Annotated in this window: 9 protein-coding genes and 1 pseudogene; all 10 read left to right on the forward strand. The window is 61.9% G+C overall.

The window, feature by feature from the left end; translation table 11 throughout:
- Positions 1–52 precede the first annotated feature (52 nt).
- The 10 genes and pseudogenes from GDIA_RS14805 (at position 53) to rpoC (ending at position 17,813) form a co-directional block, all read left to right on the forward strand.
- On the forward strand, positions 53–3,226 hold the full coding sequence (locus GDIA_RS14805; RefSeq protein WP_012227992.1) for an efflux RND transporter permease subunit: 3,174 nt from the start codon (positions 53–55) through the stop codon (positions 3,224–3,226).
- The gene (locus GDIA_RS14810; protein ID WP_012554684.1) at positions 3,223–4,500 is read left to right on the forward strand and encodes an efflux RND transporter periplasmic adaptor subunit; all 1,278 of its coding nucleotides are present in this window, start codon (positions 3,223–3,225) and stop codon (positions 4,498–4,500) included. The genes GDIA_RS14805 and GDIA_RS14810 overlap by 4 nt, the downstream gene beginning before the upstream one ends.
- Positions 4,497–6,101 (forward strand): efflux transporter outer membrane subunit, encoded by a 1,605-nt coding sequence (locus GDIA_RS14815; protein ID WP_012227984.1) that lies wholly within the window; start codon positions 4,497–4,499, stop codon positions 6,099–6,101. Before GDIA_RS14810 ends, GDIA_RS14815 begins: the two co-directional genes overlap by 4 nt.
- A gap of 25 nt (positions 6,102–6,126) precedes the next feature.
- A pseudogene (locus GDIA_RS19330) lies at positions 6,127–6,288 on the forward strand (winged helix-turn-helix domain-containing protein); the annotation flags it as partial.
- 375 nt (positions 6,289–6,663) lie between these two features.
- Positions 6,664–7,098 (forward strand): 50S ribosomal protein L11, encoded by a 435-nt coding sequence (rplK, locus tag GDIA_RS14825; protein WP_012227982.1) that lies wholly within the window; start codon positions 6,664–6,666, stop codon positions 7,096–7,098.
- Between the two features lie 4 nt (positions 7,099–7,102).
- Positions 7,103–7,798: a 50S ribosomal protein L1 gene (gene rplA / locus GDIA_RS14830; RefSeq protein ID WP_012227981.1), complete on the forward strand. Its 696-nt coding sequence runs from the start codon at positions 7,103–7,105 to the stop codon at positions 7,796–7,798.
- 307 nt (positions 7,799–8,105) lie between these two features.
- A complete protein-coding gene (gene rplJ, locus GDIA_RS14835) occupies positions 8,106–8,624 on the forward strand; it encodes a 50S ribosomal protein L10 (RefSeq protein WP_012554685.1) in 519 nt (172 codons plus the stop codon).
- Between the two features lie 101 nt (positions 8,625–8,725).
- Entirely contained in the window at positions 8,726–9,103 is a 378-nt protein-coding gene (gene rplL, locus GDIA_RS14840) for a 50S ribosomal protein L7/L12 (RefSeq protein WP_012227979.1), read from the forward strand.
- Positions 9,104–9,386: 283 nt separating this feature from the next.
- Positions 9,387–13,559, forward strand: a complete 4,173-nt coding sequence (gene rpoB, locus GDIA_RS14845) for a DNA-directed RNA polymerase subunit beta (protein ID WP_012554686.1) — start codon at positions 9,387–9,389, stop codon at positions 13,557–13,559.
- A 66-nt stretch (positions 13,560–13,625) separates the two neighbouring features.
- Positions 13,626–17,813 (forward strand): DNA-directed RNA polymerase subunit beta', encoded by a 4,188-nt coding sequence (gene rpoC, locus GDIA_RS14850; protein WP_012554687.1) that lies wholly within the window; start codon positions 13,626–13,628, stop codon positions 17,811–17,813.
- The last annotated feature ends 279 nt before the right edge of the window (positions 17,814–18,092 follow it).

Genomic DNA, 18,092 nt, shown 5'->3' on the forward strand with positions numbered 1-18,092 from the left:
GACTGGACAAAGGCATGCTTATGTATAGGAACGGGCAGAAGGTGAGCGTCGTATGAATTCAATTGTCGTCACCGCGCTTAAGCGGCCGTACACCTTCGTCGTTCTTTCGATTTTGATTGTCGTTTTTGGTGTTAAGGGAATCCTTAATACACCGACCGATATTTTCCCGAGTATAAAAATCCCGGTTGTGGCCATCGTGTGGACATATACGGGGCTTATGCCGGAAGATATGTCCGGACGTGTTGTTTATTATTATGAACGATCGCTGACGGCGACGGTTAATAATATTGAACACATCGAGAGTGGATCATATTACGGTCGTGGTGTTGTGAAGGTATTCTTCCAGCCCGGTACCGACACGTCCGTTGCGCAGACCCAGATCACATCTGTCTCTCAGACCGTCATCAAACAGATGCCTACCGGCTCCACGCCGCCATTGATTTTGACATATAATGCATCGTCGGTCCCGGTTTTGACGCTTCAGGTGTCGTCTACCAAGATGTCGCCTTCCGACGTCTATAACATGGCATCCAACCTCATCAGGCCTGCATTGGTTTCGGTCGCGGGTACGGCTATTCCCAATCCGTACGGCGGCTTGCCAAGCAATGTGATGGTGGATCTGGATCCGACCAAGCTGCTTGCGCACAAGCTGTCGCCCGTTGACGTTTCCGTCGCCTTGAATCGTCAGAACATCGTTCTGCCTGCCGGTGATCAGCGTATCGGTGCCATTGACTGGATGGTGCAGACGAATGCATCGCCAAGGGACATGGAAGACCTGAATGACATTCCCATCAAGCAGGTTGGGAATGCCGTCGTCAGGCTTCGTGACGTCGCGTGGGTTCACAGAGGCGGCCCTCCGCAGACAAACCTTGTCCTGGTCAAAGGACATCAAGGCGTTCTGATCGTTATTATGAAAAGTGGCGATGCGTCGACGCTTGCCGTTGTCAGTGGCGTCAAGGCGCTGTTGCCCTCGATCATGAAGACTGTTCCGGCGGACGTTAAAGTCAGTGTTCTGACGGATGCTTCCGGATTTGTTAAAGACTCCATCCGGGATGTGTTGCAGGAAATGTTCACTGCGGCATGTCTGACCGGTCTTGTTGTGCTTCTCTTCCTGGGGTCGTGGCGGTCGACGGTCATTATCGCCACGTCCATTCCCCTGTCGATGCTGTGTTCGATTATTGGTCTGGGGTGGGCTGGGCAGACCATCAATGCGATGACCCTGGGTGGCCTTGCGCTGGCCGTTGGTATTCTCGTCGACGATGCGACCGTTATGATCGAGAATATCGATGCGCATCTTGAAATGGGAAAAGATCTGGAAACCGCAATTATCGACGCGGCGAATCAGATTGTCATTCCGACCTTCGTTTCGACCCTGTGTATCTGTATCGTCTGGATGCCCCTGTTCCAGCTTACGGGCGTGGCGGGCTGGCTGTTTATGCCGATGGCCGAAGCAATCGTGTTCGCCATGATGGCCTCGTTCATCCTGTCGCGCACGCTCGTGCCGACGATGGCAAAATATATTCTGGCGGCTCAGGTGGCGGCCCACGCGCATGGACCGGTAGAGCCTAAAAATGTCTTTGGTCGGTTTCAGCGTGGCTTCGAAGCTGGGTTCACCCGATTTCGCGAGCGGTATAAGATTCTGCTGGTCGGACTGATCGATTCCCGCCGAGTTTTTGTCCCCGGATTTGTTTTTGTGTGTGTGATTTCCACGGGGCTTTATTTCACGGTCGGTGAGGATTTTTTTCCGGAAATCAATTCAGACACTATCGCTCTTCATATGAGGGCCCCTCTGGGTACCCGTCTGGAAGAGGCGGGGAAAATTTCCCAGTTGGTGAATGAGGAAATCAAGCGCGTACTGCCTGGTCAGGTCGAAGACGTTGTTGATAACTGTGGCCTGCCATTTTCCGCGCTGAACCAGGCCTTCATTCCGACGCCGACAGTCGGGCCTCAGGATTGTGACCTGACTGTCAGCCTGAAAAATGAAAATTCGCCTGTGGCGGAATACCGACAGAAGATTCGCAAGGCACTCAATAAGAAGTTCCCCGGAACGGTCATCTCGTTCATGCCTGGAGATCTGACGGCTAAAATCCTCAACTTCGGACTGCCTGCACCGATCGATGTTCAGATCGTCGGGAGAAACCTGACCGATAATTTCCGGTTCGCCAACATTCTGGCACAACGTATGCGACATATTCCGGGCCTGGCCGATGTCATGGTTCAGCAACCGATGACTACGCCGACCTTGCGGGTGAATACCCATAGAACATTCGCATCTGGTACCGGGTTGACCGAATCTGATGTTGCGAACAATGCGCTCGTGACGCTTTCCGGCAGTTCCCAGGTTGGTCAGGTTTACTGGTTGGATGTCCAGTCAGGCGTGTCGCATCTTGTCGATATCCAGGCGCCCGCAGCATTCCTGCAGCACTTCAATGACCTTGAAACCCTGCCAATCGACAAGGGGGACGGAAACCCCAATGGCGATAACCCGCAGCTTCTGGGTGCCTTAAGCCAGATCGTGCAGACGGGTACTCCGGGGGAAGTGTCGCACTACAATATCATGCCGGTATTCGATATTTACGGCATGAATGAAGGCCTGGATCTTGGGACCGTATCGCGAGAAGTGGCTCGTGTTGTCGAGGACGCCAAGAAGGATCTTCCCAAGGGGTCCAGTGTCGTCATTCGTGGTCAGGCGACTACTATGGGAAGCGCCTATATCGAATTGATTGGTGGTCTTCTTCTGTCCGTTACGCTTGTTTACCTGTTGATTGTGGTCAACTTTCAATCGTGGGTTGATCCATTCATCATCATTACTGCACTTCCTGGGGCTCTCGCCGGGATTGCATGGAGCCTCTTTCTTACCCACACGGCGTTGTCGGTTCCTGCGTTGACGGGGGCTATTATGTGCATGGGTACAGCGACGGCGAACTCTATCCTTGTTGTGTCATTCGCGCGTGAACGGATGGATGAGCACGGGGATGCAATACGCGCTGCAATAGAAGCGGGTTATGAGCGCATTCGTCCCGTTTTGATGACGGCTTCGGCAATGATTATTGGTATGTTGCCCATGTCTCTAAGTAATTCGCAGAATGCGCCGCTGGGCCGAGCCGTCATGGGTGGGTTGCTGGTTGCAACTTTGGCAACCCTGATTTTTGTCCCGTGTGTGTTCGCTCTGATCCATTCCAAAGGTGGCAGCAGCCATTCCCCCGTTGAAGGAGACGCAAAATGAGTGCCGATAAGAGGTTGAGCCCTTCGGGTTCGGATGGACGCGGGTCGCGCAAGGTGCTCTGGCTGGTTGCCTGTGTGGCCGTCGTTCTTGCCGCTGTCGGCATCGTTCAGCGTCGCCTGCATTACGTGCATCTTCAGGGCCAGACGACCGAGGCGTCCATACCCGACGTGCAGATGACCGATGTTTTGCCTGGTCCGGCGACGCGTGACCTCACGCTCCCTGCGAATATCGAGGCCTGGTATGAGGCGCCGATTTACGCTCAGGTCTCTGGTTACGTCAAAATGTGGTATACGGATTTTGGAGCGGTGGTGAAGCAGGGCGATGTCCTGGCTGAGATCAACACGCCGTCTCTCGACGCGGAATACCATGCGGCCCAGGCCAACTTGAATGTAGAGTTGGCCAAATACAAACTCGCGGTGATCACGGCGGATCGTTGGAAAGCCCTGCAAGGAACGCAAGCTGTCGCACAGCAGGAGGTCAGTGTTCAGGTGGCCAACGCGGCGGCTCAGGAAGCGCGGGTAGATGCGGCCAGGCATGCCGTCGACCGATACGAAGCGCTGGAAGGGTTCAAGAAAATTGTCGCCCCGTTTGACGGGATTGTGACGAACCGCTTTGTCAACGTTGGTGCGTATGTCAACGCGGGCCGTGGCGACGTCACGGCGCAGGGCGGGGCGGCTGAACTGTTCAGTGTGGCAGATGTTCATGCCATGCGTGTTTTTGTCAGCGTGCCGCAAGATTACGCTAGTGTGATTTCTCCGAAGTTGAAGGTTAGTCTGTCTGTGCCGCAGTTCCCGGGCAGGAAGTTTACGGCAAAATATCTGACAACGGCGGCGGCGTTTAATGCGTCGACCCGCACGGTTACGACCGAGCTTACGGTTGATAATCCTGATCGGCTGCTGTGGCCGAATTCGTACGCGTCGGCGTTCATGCAGGCACCGGGGAATCCTGACCTGGCGATTATTCCCGAATCCGCGCTGATTTTCCGTGCGCAGGGAACGCAGGTTGCGACCGTGGACAGCGGCGGTTATGCCCATCTTGTTTCGGTGACGGTCGGGAATAATCTCGGGAACGCGGTTGAATTACTTTCAGGCGTGCATAAAGGCGAGCGTATTATCGACAATCCGTCGGCAGGGTTGCTGGAGGGGCAGAAGGTTAGAATCGTGCCCCCGACGCTGGGGTATAATGTGCAGCCTCAACCACATGCCGAGGGCACGAATGACAACGCACGTGCCATGCCCGAAGAGGGTTCTGCTCCATCAGAGGATCGGAAATGAACAGGGTATCAGTGTCTTCGTGTGCTTTGCGGAGTACATGGCGTAGATTTGCGAATTGGACTGCGTTGGCGGGTGTGGTGTTTCTGGGCGGTTGCGATCTTGCACCGACCTATCATCCTGTGAAGCTTGCCTATCCAGATAATTGGGAGGGCAGCGGAGTCTTCCGTTTCGGTCGTCCCGACGAGGCGGCTCCGAGGAAAGACTGGTGGACTGTATTCAATGATCCGCAGTTGAACGCTTTGGAAGATCAGGTCGCGCGGCTTAATCCGGATCTGCAGGCCGAAGCGGAAGCGTTCATGCAGGCTCGCGATATCGCCATGCAGGCACGTTCGCAACTGTTTCCCCAGATCAGCGGCGGGGCTGGCGGAGAAAAAGAGAAAAGTTCGGCGCATAGATTATGGCGCGCCGAAGGTTCGACCACTCCTCTGTATATGTCTTCCGAACAATATTACGGGTCGGCAACATGGGAGCCGGATTTTTGGTCGTCGATCAGAAATAAGACCAGAATGGCGAAGGAGGCGACCCAGCAACTCGCCGCGGACTACGCACTGGCCCGCCTGAGCATTCAAAGTGAGGTTGCCAGCGATTATATCGCTCTTCGCGGCTTCGATGCGCAGGACGCGGTGTACCGTGATTCGATTGCGTACTATCAGCAGGCAGTCTCCATCACCCAGCTCCGGCTTGCTGGCGCGATATCGCCTGGCATGGACGTTGCGCGTGCCCAAACCCAGTTCTATGCCACGCAGGCCCGGGAAACCGATGTGCGGGCTGCGCGGGATGTGCTCGAACACGCGATCGCCGTGCTGGTTAACAAGGCGCCGGCCTCTTTTCACATCGCGCCGGTCGACAGTTACCCGTTCGCCCCCGTGCAACTTCCGGTTGTACTGCCATCGGAACTTCTTCAGCGGCGCCCGGATATCGCATCTGCTGAACGGTCTATGGCGCAGGCAAACCGGGCGATCGGCGTTTCAAGGGCTGCATTCTATCCGCATGTGACCTTCAATGCCATGACCGGTTTTATGGACCATGGGTTCGACCTCGCGTCACTGTCGAATTCCATGTACCAGTTTGGTGCACAAGCCGTTTTGCCGATATTTACGGCGGGTCTTCGCCGGGCTGAATTGCAGCGCACCTGGTCGCAGTACCGCCAGTCGGAAGATAAATATCGTTCGACGGTGCTGGGCGCGTTTCGTGAGGTCGAGGATAATCTGACGCTGACCAGCCGTCTTCGTACAGAAACCACTCAGGCGTCGGAAGCCGTCAATGCAGCCCTGAGAACGCAGCGGATGTCCATGGCGCTTTATACAGGCGGGCTGACCAATTACCTGGATGTTGTTGTCGCACAGCAGGCCGCATTGGAAGCGCGCATAATCCTCGTGCAGGTGCAGGCGCGACAGTCTGATGCCGAGGTTCAGTTGGTCCGGGCATATGGTGGCGGATGGTCTACAGGCGAACTGCCTGCATCAGACAGTTCCATCATGCCTTTTTCGCCTCTGCAATATAACGAGTTGGACAGGTCGAAACCGCTTGCAGGGATCAGTGTGGATCCGGTGGCTGGTGCGACGGACCTCGGAAGCAATCCTGTCCCGCCCAAGCATTGAATCAGGAGGAAGATGGCTGCGCGAGCCGGCCTGCCGGCTGAACGCCGCACAGCAGGTCGAATTGAAGGCGTTGGTCGAGGCAGGTCCGGATCGGCAGCGCGATGGCGTGGTGCGATGGCGCCGTGTCGATCTGCAACGCGTGATCGAAGAACGCTTCGGCGTCGTCTACCACGAGCGGCACGTGACCGCCCGCATTGCCGAGGTCCAGGTGGAAACGCGGCGCCATCAGGCCACGGTGGCGCTGATCCGCGCCCTAGGCGGCGGCTGGTCGCGCGCCCAGTTGCTCGATACCAAGGCGATCCGGCCGTTCGGTTTGCTGCAATATGAAGGCCTGCATGTGCCCAAGGAAGCCGGCGGCGTCGCCGTGGGGACCAGTCCGGACCTGCTGAACCTGACGGGCCCCGACCTGCGTGGTCCCGGCCTGCAAGGGGCCGGGTTGACAGAACCGCTCAAATAGGGTTAGGGACCCGCCTCTTACGGAACGCGGGAGACCGCACGCCGCCTCGCGCGGCGGGCGGCCGCACGAACCGCGGTCCGGGTGAAACAGTCAGGAGCCCCGGATATGGCCAAGAAAATCGTTGGCTACATCAAGTTGCAAATTCCCGCCGGCAAGGCGAATCCGTCCCCGCCGGTCGGCCCGGCGCTGGGTCAGCGCGGCCTGAACATCATGCAGTTCTGCAAGGAGTTCAACGCCAAGACGCAGGGTCTCGAACCCGGCATGCCGATCCCGGTGGTCATCACCGCGTTCGCCGACCGCACGTTCACCTTCATCACGAAGACCCCGCCGAACACCTACTTCCTCATGAAGGCCGCCAACATCAAGAAGGGCAGCTCGACGGTGGGCAAGGCCGCTGCGGTCGGCAGCGTGACGATGGCGCAGCTCCGCGAGATCGCCGAGCAGAAGAAGCAGGACATGAATGCCAACGACGTGGACGGGGCCGTGCGCATGCTGATCGGTTCCGCCCGTTCGATGGGCCTTACGGTGGTGGAGGGCTGATCCCATGGCGAAGAACAAGCGTCTGACGGCCGCCCAGGCCACTGTGGATCGTAACAAGGCCTATGGCCTGGACGAGGCGATCGCCCTGGTGAAGCAGGTGGCGACCGCCAAGTTCGATGAGACGATCGAGATCTCGCTGAACCTGGGCATCGACCCGCGTCACGCCGACCAGATGGTCCGTGGCCTGCTCTCGCTGCCGAACGGCACGGGCAAGACCCTGCGCGTGGGTGTGTTCGCCCGTGGCGCGAAGGCCGAGGAAGCCCTGGCCGCCGGTGCCGACGTGGTCGGCGCCGAGGACCTGGCCGAGAAGGTGCAGGCCGGCGAGATCGCGTTCGACCGCTGCATCGCGACGCCGGACATGATGGCCCTGGTCGGCCGCCTGGGCAAGATCCTGGGCCCGCGCGGCCTGATGCCGAACCCCAAGCTCGGCACCGTGACTATGGACGTCAAGGGCGCCGTCACGGCGGCCAAGTCCGGTCAGGTCGAGTACCGCGCCGAAAAGGCCGGTATCATCCATGCCGGCATCGGCAAGGCGTCCTTCGAGGGCGACAAGCTGGCCGAGAACATCCGCGCGTTCGTCGATGCGGTGCAGAAGGCCAAGCCGACGGGTGCCAAGGGCACCTACCTGCGCAAGGCCGCCCTGTCCTCGACGATGGGCCCGGGTATTCGCGTCGACGTGTCCGCCTTCTCGGCGGGCTGATCGCGCACAGATGACGCGGCATCCGCACGGGTGCTGCGGACAGGAGGCAGGGCGCGTTTCCCATCCGGGACACGCGCTATGATCTTCCGAACCTGTCCATGACCGGATGTGGCGCGAGCCTTGATGGACCTTCGGGTCCGCACCCGGAAGACGGGGATTGCCGGATTCGGGCGGCCATGCCGCCCGCACTGGTTGTTCCGTTGTTCACAGGACAGGCGAACCGGAGGGCGCGGCCATCGGGCGCGGCTCTCCTTGGGTAAACCCGGCCTGCCAGGCCATGCCCGGCAGGTCACGACGGAGACGGGAATTGGACCGTACGGAGAAGCGGGAGTTTGTTGCCTCCCTCGCGGCCGTGTTCGCCGAGACGTCCATGGTCGTCGTCACCCGCAATGACGGGCTGACGGTTGCCGATGCGACGATCCTGCGGCAGCGCGTGCGTGCGGCTGGAGCGACTTACAAGGTCGCGAAGAACCGGCTGGCCAACCTCGCCCTGGCAGGGACCCGATTCGAAGGCATTTCGCCGCTGCTGAAGGGGCCGACCGCATTGTCGTGGTCGGCTGATCCTGTGGCCGTGGCCAAGGTGCTTGTCGAGTTCGCCAAGACCAACGAAAAGCTCGTTCTGCTCGGTGGAGCGCTCGGCACCCAGACATTGAATGTCGATGGGGTCAAGGCGCTGGCCGAACTTCCGTCCCTGGATACGCTCCGGGCGCAGCTGGTGGGGCTCATCTCCACGCCGGCCACGCGCATCGCGGGTGTGCTCCAGGCGCCGGCAGGACAGCTTGCGCGGGTTTTCGGGGCCTACGCCAAAAAGGACGAGGCTGCCTGAGCCATATGCGCCCCGCATGCGCGGGGCGATAAAATTCGCACAGTCTCGTGAAATCGGGATTGTGTTGCGCCAATCAGTGTATAAATTAGGAAGACCAAATCATGGCCGATCTGACCAAACTCGTTGACGAGCTGTCCGCCCTCACCGTTCTCGAGGCCGCCGAGCTCTCCAAGCTGCTCGAAGAGAAGTGGGGCGTTTCCGCCGCCGCTCCGGTTGCCGTTGCTGCCGCTCCGGCCGCTGGCGCCGCCGCTGCCCCGGCCGAAGAGCAGACCGAATTCACCGTTGTCCTCGCGAAGGCCGGTGACAAGAAGATCAACGTCATCAAGGAAATCCGCGGCATCACCGGCCTGGGCCTGAAGGAAGCCAAGGACCTGGTCGAAGGTGCGCCGAAGACCGTGAAGGAAGGCGTCAACAAGGACGAGGCCGAGAAGATCAAGAAGCTTCTTGAAGACAACGGCGCGTCCGTCGAAGTGAAGTAATCTACGGGTTGCCGGTGGCCTTCGGGCCGCCGTCTCCTGCTTAACACCAGGCGAGGGCGGGAATCCTGAAGGTTCCCGCCCCCTTGGCCGTTCTGGCGCCCTGACCGCAAGGTCTCGGGCGCCTTTGGCGGTAGAAGGCCCGTCCTGCGGGACGGGTGGGTGCCGGCAGGTCCGGTGGCCAGAGACAAGATGGTTTGTGATGACCCGCTTCCATGTGCCGCGATCCAGGTCGCATGGCGCGCGCGGAAGGTCCGGGTCGTGGGGGATGGGGGCAGGATAGACGATGAACGCGATGACCAAATCGTTCACGGGACGCAAGCGCATCCGCAAGAGCTTCGGGCGGATACCCGAAATCGCTCCGATGCCCAATCTGATCGACGTGCAGCGCGCCAGCTACGAGGCGTTCCTGCAGATGAACGTGTCACCCGACAGCCGGACGCAGACCGGCCTGCAGGAGGTGTTCCGTTCGGTCTTCCCGATCAATGATTTCGCCGGCCGGGGCCGTCTCGAATTCGTCAATTACGAACTCGAGGAACCGAAATACGACGTCGAGGAATGCATCCAGCGCGGCCTGACCTTCGCGGCGCCGCTGAAGGTCGTACTGCGCCTGATCGTCTGGGACGTGGACGAGGATACCGGCTCGCGCTCGATCCGCGACATCAAGGAACAGCCCGTCTATATGGGCGACATGCCGCTGATGACCGACAACGGCACGTTCATCATCAACGGGACCGAGCGCGTCATCGTCAGCCAGATGCACCGTAGCCCCGGCGTCTTCTTCGATCACGACAAGGGCAAGACCCATTCCTCGGGCAAGTTCCTGTTCGCCGCGCGCGTCATCCCCTATCGCGGGTCGTGGCTGGACTTCGAATTCGACAGCAAGGACCTGATCTACGTCCGCATCGACCGCAAGCGGAAGCTGCCGGTCACCACGCTGCTCTACGCGCTGGAGGGTGCTTCCTCCGCCGCCGCCCGCGCCGCCAAGGTGGCCGAGGGCGGGGACGTCGACGCGCTGGAAATCCGCGGCATGGATGCCGACGAAATCCTGGGCTATTTCTACAATCAGGTCGTCTTCACGAAGGGCCCGAAGGGCTGGGCGCGTCCGTTCGACGCCGAGTCGTTCCGTGGCCTGAAGCTGCTGGAACCGCTGGTGGACGCCCAGAGCGGCGAGGTGGTGGCCGAGGCCGACGCCAAGCTGACGGCCCGCATGGTGCGCAAGATCGCCGAGACGACCAAGGAAGTCCTGGTCGGTCCCGCCGGCCTGATCGGCCGCTACGTCGCCCATGACCTGGTCAACATGGAAACCGGCGAGATCTATGCCGAAGCCGGCGAGGAACTGACCGAGGTCCGTCTGGAGGCGCTGGAAGAAGCGGGTGTGGACCAGTTGCCGACGCTGGCCGTCGATGCGTCGAACGGTCCGTGGATCCGCAACACGCTGACGGTGGACAAGAACACGTCGCGCGAGGACGCGCTGACCGACATCTATCGCGTCATGCGCCCTGGCGAGCCGCCGACCCCCGAGACCGCCGAAGCCATGTTCTCCGGCCTGTTCTTCGATGCGGACCGCTATGACCTGTCGGCGGTCGGCCGGGTGAAGATGAACATGCGCCTGGGCCTGGACGCCCCGGACACGATCCGCGTGCTGCGCAAGGAAGACATCCTGCGCACCGTCAAGATCATGTGCGAGCTGAAGGACGGCCGCGGCGCGATCGACGACATCGACAACCTGGGCAACCGTCGCGTCCGCTCGGTCGGCGAGCTGATGGAAAACCAGTATCGCGTCGGCCTGCTGCGCATGGAACGCGCGATCCGCGAGCGCATGGGCTCGGTCGATATCGACACCGTGATGCCGCACGACCTGATCAACGCCAAGCCGGCGGCGGCGGCGGTGCGCGAATTCTTCGGTTCGTCGCAGCTCAGCCAGTTCATGGACCAGACCAACCCGCTGTCCGAAGTCACGCACAAGCGTCGCCTCTCGGCCCTCGGGCCGGGCGGCCTGACGCGCGAGCGCGCGGGCTTCGAGGTGCGTGACGTCCATCCGACCCATTACGGCCGCATCTGCCCGATCGAAACGCCGGAAGGCCCGAATATCGGCCTGATCAACTCGCTGGCGACCTACGCCAAGGTGAACAAGTACGGCTTCATCGAAACGCCGTACCGCCTGGTGCGCGAGGGCGTGCTGCAGGACGGCTGGAAATACCTCTCCGCCATGGAAGAGGAAAAGCTGATCGTCGCCCAGGCGGACGCGAAGCAGGACAGCCACGGCAAGCTGACGGACGAACTGGTCTCGGTCCGCCGTGGCGGCGACTTCCGCCTGGTGAAGCCCGAGGAAGTGACGGCCTGCGACGTCTCGCCCAAGCAGCTCGTCTCGGTCGCCGCGGCGCTGATCCCGTTCCTGGAAAACGACGACGCCAACCGCGCGCTGATGGGCTCGAACATGCAGCGCCAGGCGGTGCCGCTGGTCCGCTCTGACGCGCCGCTGGTCGGCACGGGCATGGAAGCGGCGGTCGCCCATGATTCGGGTGCGACCATCGTGGCCAAGCGCGGCGGCATCATCGACCAGATCGACGGCGCGCGCATCGTGGTTCGCGCGACGGACGAGGCCGGGGCGACCCAGGGCGTCGATATCTACCGCCTGCGCAAATACATGCGGTCGAACCAGTCTACCTGCATCAACCAGCGTCCGCTGGTCCGCGTGGGCGACCGGGTGCGCGGCGGCGACATCATTGCCGACGGTCCGTCGACCGAACTGGGCGAACTGGCGCTGGGCCGGAACGTGCTGGTCGCGTTCATGCCGTGGAACGGGTACAATTTCGAAGATTCGATCCTGATTTCCGAGCGGATCGCCCGCGATGACGTCTTTACCTCGATCCATATCGAGGAATTCGAGGTCATGGCCCGTGACACCAAGCTGGGCCAGGAAGAAATCACCCGCGACATCCCCAATGTCGGCGAGGAAGCGCTGCGCAACCTCGACGAGGCGGGCATCGTCTATGTCGGCGCCGAGGTGAACCCGGGCGACATCCTGGTCGGCAAGGTCACGCCGAAGGGCGAAAGCCCGATGACGCCGGAAGAGAAGCTGCTGCGCGCCATCTTCGGCGAAAAGGCGTCCGACGTCCGCGACACGTCGCTGAAGCTGCCCCCGGGCACGACCGGCACCATCGTCGATGTGCGCGTCTTCTCGCGTCGCGGCGTGGACAAGGACGAGCGCGCGATGGCGATCGAGCGCGCCGAGATCGAACGTCTGGCCAAGGACCGCGACGACGAGCGCGCGATCCAGGAACGCTCGTTCTACAACCGGCTGCGCGAGCGTCTGGTGGGCCAGGTCTCCGGCACCGGCTTCAAGGGCCTGCGTTCGGGCACCGAGATCACCGAGGAGGTGCTGGCCGAGCATCCGCGCGGCGCGTGGCGGAACATCACCGTCGCCTCCGATCCGGTGATGGTGGAACTGGAAGTGCTGCGCCGCGAATTCGACGCGGCGGTGGCGCGCATCCAGGCCCGCTTCGAAAGCAAGGTCGAGAAGCTGCAGCGCGGTGACGAGCTGCCGCCGGGCGTGATGAAGATGGTCAAGGTCTTCGTCGCGGTGAAGCGCAAGCTGCAGCCGGGCGACAAGATGGCCGGCCGTCACGGCAACAAGGGTGTCGTCTCGCGCGTCGTCCCGGTCGAGGACATGCCGTTCCTCGAGGACGGCACGCCGGTCGACCTGGTGCTGAACCCGCTGGGCGTGCCGTCGCGCATGAATGTCGGGCAGATCCTGGAAACCCATCTGGGCTGGGCCTGCGCCAATATCGGCCGCGGCATCGGCGAACTGGTCGACGACTACCAGCGCACCGGCGAGAAGAAGCAGGAGCTGCTGGGCCGCCTGAAGACGGTCTATGGCGACCAGGTCTATGACGACGCCATCGTCGACCTGCCGAACGACCAGCTGGTCGAACTGGCCAACAACCTGCGCAAGGGCGTGCCGATCGCGACCCCGGTGTTCGACGGCGCGTCGATCCCGGATATCGAGGCGATGCTGGAAAGCGCCGGCGTCAACAAGTCGGGCCAGTCGCAGCTGATCGACGGCCGCACCGGCGAGCCGTTCGAGCGTCGGACCACGGTCGGCTACATCTACATGCTGAAGCTGCATCACCTGGTCGACGACAAGATCCATGCCCGTTCGATCGGTCCGTACTCGCTGGTGACGCAGCAGCCCCTGGGCGGCAAGGCCCAGTTCGGCGGCCAGCGCTTCGGCGAGATGGAGGTCTGGGCGCTGGAGGCGTACGGCGCGGCCTATACATTGCAGGAAATGCTGACGGTGAAGTCGGACGACGTGTCCGGCCGCACCAAGGTCTACGAAGCGATCGTGCGCGAGCAGGACGATTTCGAGGCCGGCATTCCCGAGAGCTTCAACGTCCTGATCAAGGAACTGAAATCGCTCGGCCTGAACGTGGATCTGGAGCAGAGCAATGACTGACGTCGCCGTCGGTCATCTCCCTCTTTCTCCGTCTATTGTCTTTTTCCCCCAGGGGGTTTGCGGCGCATGAATGAACTCATGAAGATCCTGGGCCAGACCGGCCAGGCCATGACTTTCGACCAGATCAAGATCCAGCTCGCATCGTCCGAGCAGATCCGGTCCTGGTCGTATGGCGAGATCAAGAAGCCCGAGACCATCAACTACCGCACGTTCAAGCCGGAACGCGACGGCCTGTTCTGTGCGCGCATCTTCGGCCCGATCAAGGACTACGAGTGCCTGTGCGGCAAGTACAAGCGCATGAAGTTCCGCGGCATCATCTGCGAGAAGTGCGGCGTCGAGGTCACGCTGGCCAAGGTCCGGCGCGAGCGCATGGGCCATATCGAACTGGCCAGCCCGGTCGCGCATATCTGGTTCCTGAAGTCGCTGCCCAGCCGCATCGGCCTGATGGTCGACATGACGCTGAAGGATCTGGAAAAGATCCTGTATTTCGAAAGCTACGTGGTGCTGGAACCGGGCACCTCGCCGCTGAAGCAGTTCAGCCTGCTGACCGAAGACCAGTACCTGGACGTCATGGACGAACATGGTGATGACGGGATCGAGGTCGGAATCGGCGCCGAGGCGATCAAGAAGGTGCTGGAACGCATCGACTGCAAGGCGGACAAGGAGCGCCTGCGCCAGGAGCTGAAGGACACCACATCCGAAGCCAAGCGCAAGAAGCTGGTCAAGCGCCTGAAGCTGATCGAGGCGTTCGCGGACAGCGAATCGCGCCCCGAGTGGATGATCATGGACCTGATTCCGGTCATCCCGCCGGAACTGCGCCCGCTGGTCCCGCTGGATGGCGGCCGTTTCGCGACGTCCGACCTGAACGACCTGTACCGCCGCGTCATCAACCGCAACAACCGCCTGAAGCGGCTGATCGAGCTGCGCGCGCCCGACATCATCGTGCGCAACGAAAAGCGCATGCTGCAGGAATCGGTCGATGCGCTGTTCGATAACGGCCGTCGCGGCCGCGCGATCACGGGCGCCAACAAGCGCCCGCTGAAGTCGCTGTCTGACATGCTGAAGGGCAAGCAGGGCCGCTTCCGCCAGAACCTGCTGGGCAAGCGCGTCGATTACTCCGGCCGTTCGGTCATCGTGGTCGGCCCGGAACTGAAGCTGCATCAGTGCGGCCTGCCCAAGAAGATGGCGCTGGAGCTGTTCAAGCCGTTCATCTACTCGAAGCTGGAAAAGTACGGTCACGCCACCACCATCAAGGCCGCGAAGCGGATGGTGGAAAAGGAACGTCCCGAGGTATGGGACATCCTGGAAGAGGTGATCCGCGAACATCCGGTCATGCTGAACCGCGCGCCGACGCTGCATCGCCTGGGCATCCAGGCGTTCGAGCCGGTGCTGATCGAAGGCAAGGCGATCCAGCTCCACCCGCTGGTCTGCACCGCCTTCAACGCGGATTTCGACGGCGACCAGATGGCCGTGCACGTGCCGCTGAGCCTCGAGGCGCAGCTGGAAGCGCGCGTGCTGATGATGTCGACCAACAACATCCTCAGCCCCGCGAACGGCAAGCCGATCATCGTGCCGTCGCAGGACATCGTGCTGGGCCTGTACTATCTCAGCCTGGAAACGCCGGAATTCCTGGCCACGCCCGACCGCAACGAGTACGACGCCGAAGGTCGCCTGACGGTCACGGGTGCCTCGTCCTTCGCCACGATCGGCGAGGTCGAGTACGCCCTGTCGGCCGGCGCGATCAAGCTGCATGACAAGATCGTCGCGCGCTTCGACACGGTCGATGCCGAGGGCAAGCCGGTGCGCCAGACCGTCATCACGACGCCGGGCCGCATGCTGATCGCGCAGATCCTGCCCCGCCATCCGGCGATTCCCTTCTCGCTGATCAACAAGCAGCTGACGAAGAAGAACGTGTCGGACGTCATCGACGCGGTCTATCGCCATTGCGGCCAGAAGGAATGCGTCATCTTCTGCGACCGGATGATGGGCCTGGGCTTCCGTCACGCGGCGAAGGCCGGCATCTCGTTCGGCAAGGATGACATGATCATCCCGGCCGAAAAGAAGGTGCTGGTCGAACGCACCGCCGCCGAGGTGAAGGAGTTCGAGCAGCAGTACCAGGACGGCCTGATCACGGCGGGCGAACGCTACAACAAGGTGGTCGATGCCTGGTCGCGCTGCACGGACGAAGTGCAGGCCGCGATGATGAAGGAGATCTCGCGCCAGGAGGTCGGCAAGGTCACGAACTCGGTGTGGATGATGAGCCACTCCGGCGCGCGTGGGTCGCCGGCCCAGATGAAGCAGCTTGCCGGCATGCGCGGCCTGATGGCCAAGCCGTCGGGCGAGATCATCGAGCAGCCGATCATCGCCAACTTCAAGGAAGGCCTGTCGGTTCTCGACTACTTCACCTCCACCCACGGCGCCCGCAAGGGCCTGGCGGACACGGCGCTGAAGACCGCGAACTCGGGCTACCTGACGCGCCGTCTGGTCGACGTGGCGCAGGACTGCATCATCGTCGAGGACGATTGCGGGTCCGAGCGCGGTCTGACGGTCCGCGCCGTCATGGATGGCGGCGAGATCGTCTCGTCCCTGTCCGAGCGGATCCTGGGCCGCACGGTCGCGGCCGATATCCTGGACCCCGCGACGGGCGAGGTGCTGTTCAAGCGCGATACCCTGATCGAGGAGGCCCAGGCCGAGAAGATCGAGAAGGCGGGCGTGGAAAGCGTCCTGATCCGCTCGGTCCTGACCTGCGAAAGCCGGGTCGGCGTCTGCGGCCTGTGCTACGGCCGCGACCTGGCGCGCGGCACGCCGGTCAATATCGGCGAGGCCGTGGGCGTGATCGCGGCGCAGTCGATCGGCGAGCCGGGCACCCAGCTGACCATGCGTACCTTCCATATCGGCGGCGCGGCCCAGCGTGGTGCCGAGCAGTCGATGGTCGAGGCGTCGCGTGACGGCCATGTGACGATCAACAACCGCACCATCGTCCATAACAGCCAGAACGTTCCGATCGTGATGTCGCGTAACTGCGAAATCGTGCTGACGGACGACAAGGGGGTCGAGCGCGCCCGCTACCGCGTGCCGTACGGCGCCCGCCTGCTGGTGGAGGAAGGGGCCGCCGTCACGCGTAACCAGAAGCTGGCCGAGTGGGACCCGTACACCCTGCCGATCATCACCGAGCATTCGGGAACGGTCGAGTATCTGGACCTGATCGACTCCATCACGCTGGTCGAGCGGATGGACGAAGTGACGGGCCTGACCTCGAAGGTCGTGGTGGACTACAAGCAGGCGGCCAAGGGGGTGGACCTGCGTCCGCGCCTGCAGCTCAAGGACGCGAACGGCCACGTCATCAAGCTGTCGAACGGCAATGACGCGCGCTACTTCCTGTCGCCCGACTCGCTGCTGTCGGTCGAAAACGGGGCGCAGGTCAGCGCGGGCGACGTGCTGGCCCGCATCCCGCGCGAAGGCTCGAAGACCCGTGACATCACGGGTGGTCTGCCCCGCGTCGCGGAACTGTTCGAGGCCCGGCGTCCGAAGGATCACGCGATCATTTCGGAAACCGACGGTCGCGTCGAGTTCGGCAAGGACTACAAGGCCAAGCGCCGCATCATCGTGAAGAACGACGAGACGGGCGAGGAGACCGACTACCTGATCCCGAAGGGCAAGCACGTGTCGGTCCAGGAAGGCGACTTCGTCCGCGTGGGCGATCCGCTGGTCGACGGTCCGCGCGTGCCGCACGACATCCTGAAGGTCCTGGGCGTCGAGGCCCTGTCGGACTACCTGGTGAACGAAATCCAGGACGTCTATCGACTGCAGGGCGTGAAGATCAACGACAAGCATATCGAGGTGATCGTCCGCCAGATGCTCCAGAAGGTGGAAATCCTGGAGCCCGGCGACACGACCTACCTGATCGGCGAGACGGTGGATCGGATCGAGTTCGAGACCGAGAACACGAAGCGCCTGAACATGGGCGAACGGCCCGCCCAGGCGATGCCCGTGCTCCAGGGCATCACCAAGGCGTCGCTGCAGACCCAGTCCTTCATCTCGGCGGCCTCGTTCCAGGAAACGACGCGCGTCCTGACCGAAGCCGCGACGGCGGGCAAGAAGGACACGCTGAACGGCCTGAAGGAGAACGTGATCGTCGGTCGCCTGATCCCGGCCGGCACGGGCAGTGTGATGAACAAGCTGCGCGCCATCGCCGCCGGCCAGGACCGCCAGCGCCTGGCGCAGGCCCGTCCGGTGGTCAGCAAGGCGGACTGATTCGCCCGCGAATCGCGCGGCTTGCGATGGAAACAGGGCCGGGTGGCGACACCCGGCCCTTTTTTTATGGCTGCGGGCCGCTTCCGGCGTGAATCCGGCTGGTCCGAATCGGCAGGATGTGGGATAGGGCAGCGGCACGGGGGTTCTGCCGTGGCTGCATGACAGATGCGGCGGATCGGCGCGCTCAAACTGGCGGGGATTGGCCGCGAATCTCAAGGTAACACTTGACTCTCGGCCTTCTGCTTCGTAGGTTCCGCGCCCTCGGCTAGCCCCGTCTCG

Source organism: Gluconacetobacter diazotrophicus PA1 5, from assembly GCF_000021325.1.
Classification (GTDB): Bacteria; Pseudomonadota; Alphaproteobacteria; order Acetobacterales; family Acetobacteraceae; genus Gluconacetobacter; species Gluconacetobacter diazotrophicus.

Bases quoted from the DNA above. Each gene is read 5' to 3' on its own strand.
- GDIA_RS14805 (WP_012227992.1), top strand. From the start codon at position 53: ATGAATTCAATTGTCGTCACCGCGCTTAAGCGGCCGTACACCTTCGTC.
- GDIA_RS14810 (WP_012554684.1), top strand. From the start codon at position 3,223: ATGAGTGCCGATAAGAGGTTGAGCCCTTCGGGTTCGGATGGACGCGGG.
- GDIA_RS14815 (WP_012227984.1), top strand. From the start codon at position 4,497: ATGAACAGGGTATCAGTGTCTTCGTGTGCTTTGCGGAGTACATGGCGT.
- rplK (WP_012227982.1), top strand. From the start codon at position 6,664: ATGGCCAAGAAAATCGTTGGCTACATCAAGTTGCAAATTCCCGCCGGC.
- rplA (WP_012227981.1), top strand. From the start codon at position 7,103: ATGGCGAAGAACAAGCGTCTGACGGCCGCCCAGGCCACTGTGGATCGT.
- rplL (WP_012227979.1), top strand. From the start codon at position 8,726: ATGGCCGATCTGACCAAACTCGTTGACGAGCTGTCCGCCCTCACCGTT.
- rpoB (WP_012554686.1), top strand. From the start codon at position 9,387: ATGAACGCGATGACCAAATCGTTCACGGGACGCAAGCGCATCCGCAAG.
- rpoC (WP_012554687.1), top strand. From the start codon at position 13,626: ATGAATGAACTCATGAAGATCCTGGGCCAGACCGGCCAGGCCATGACT.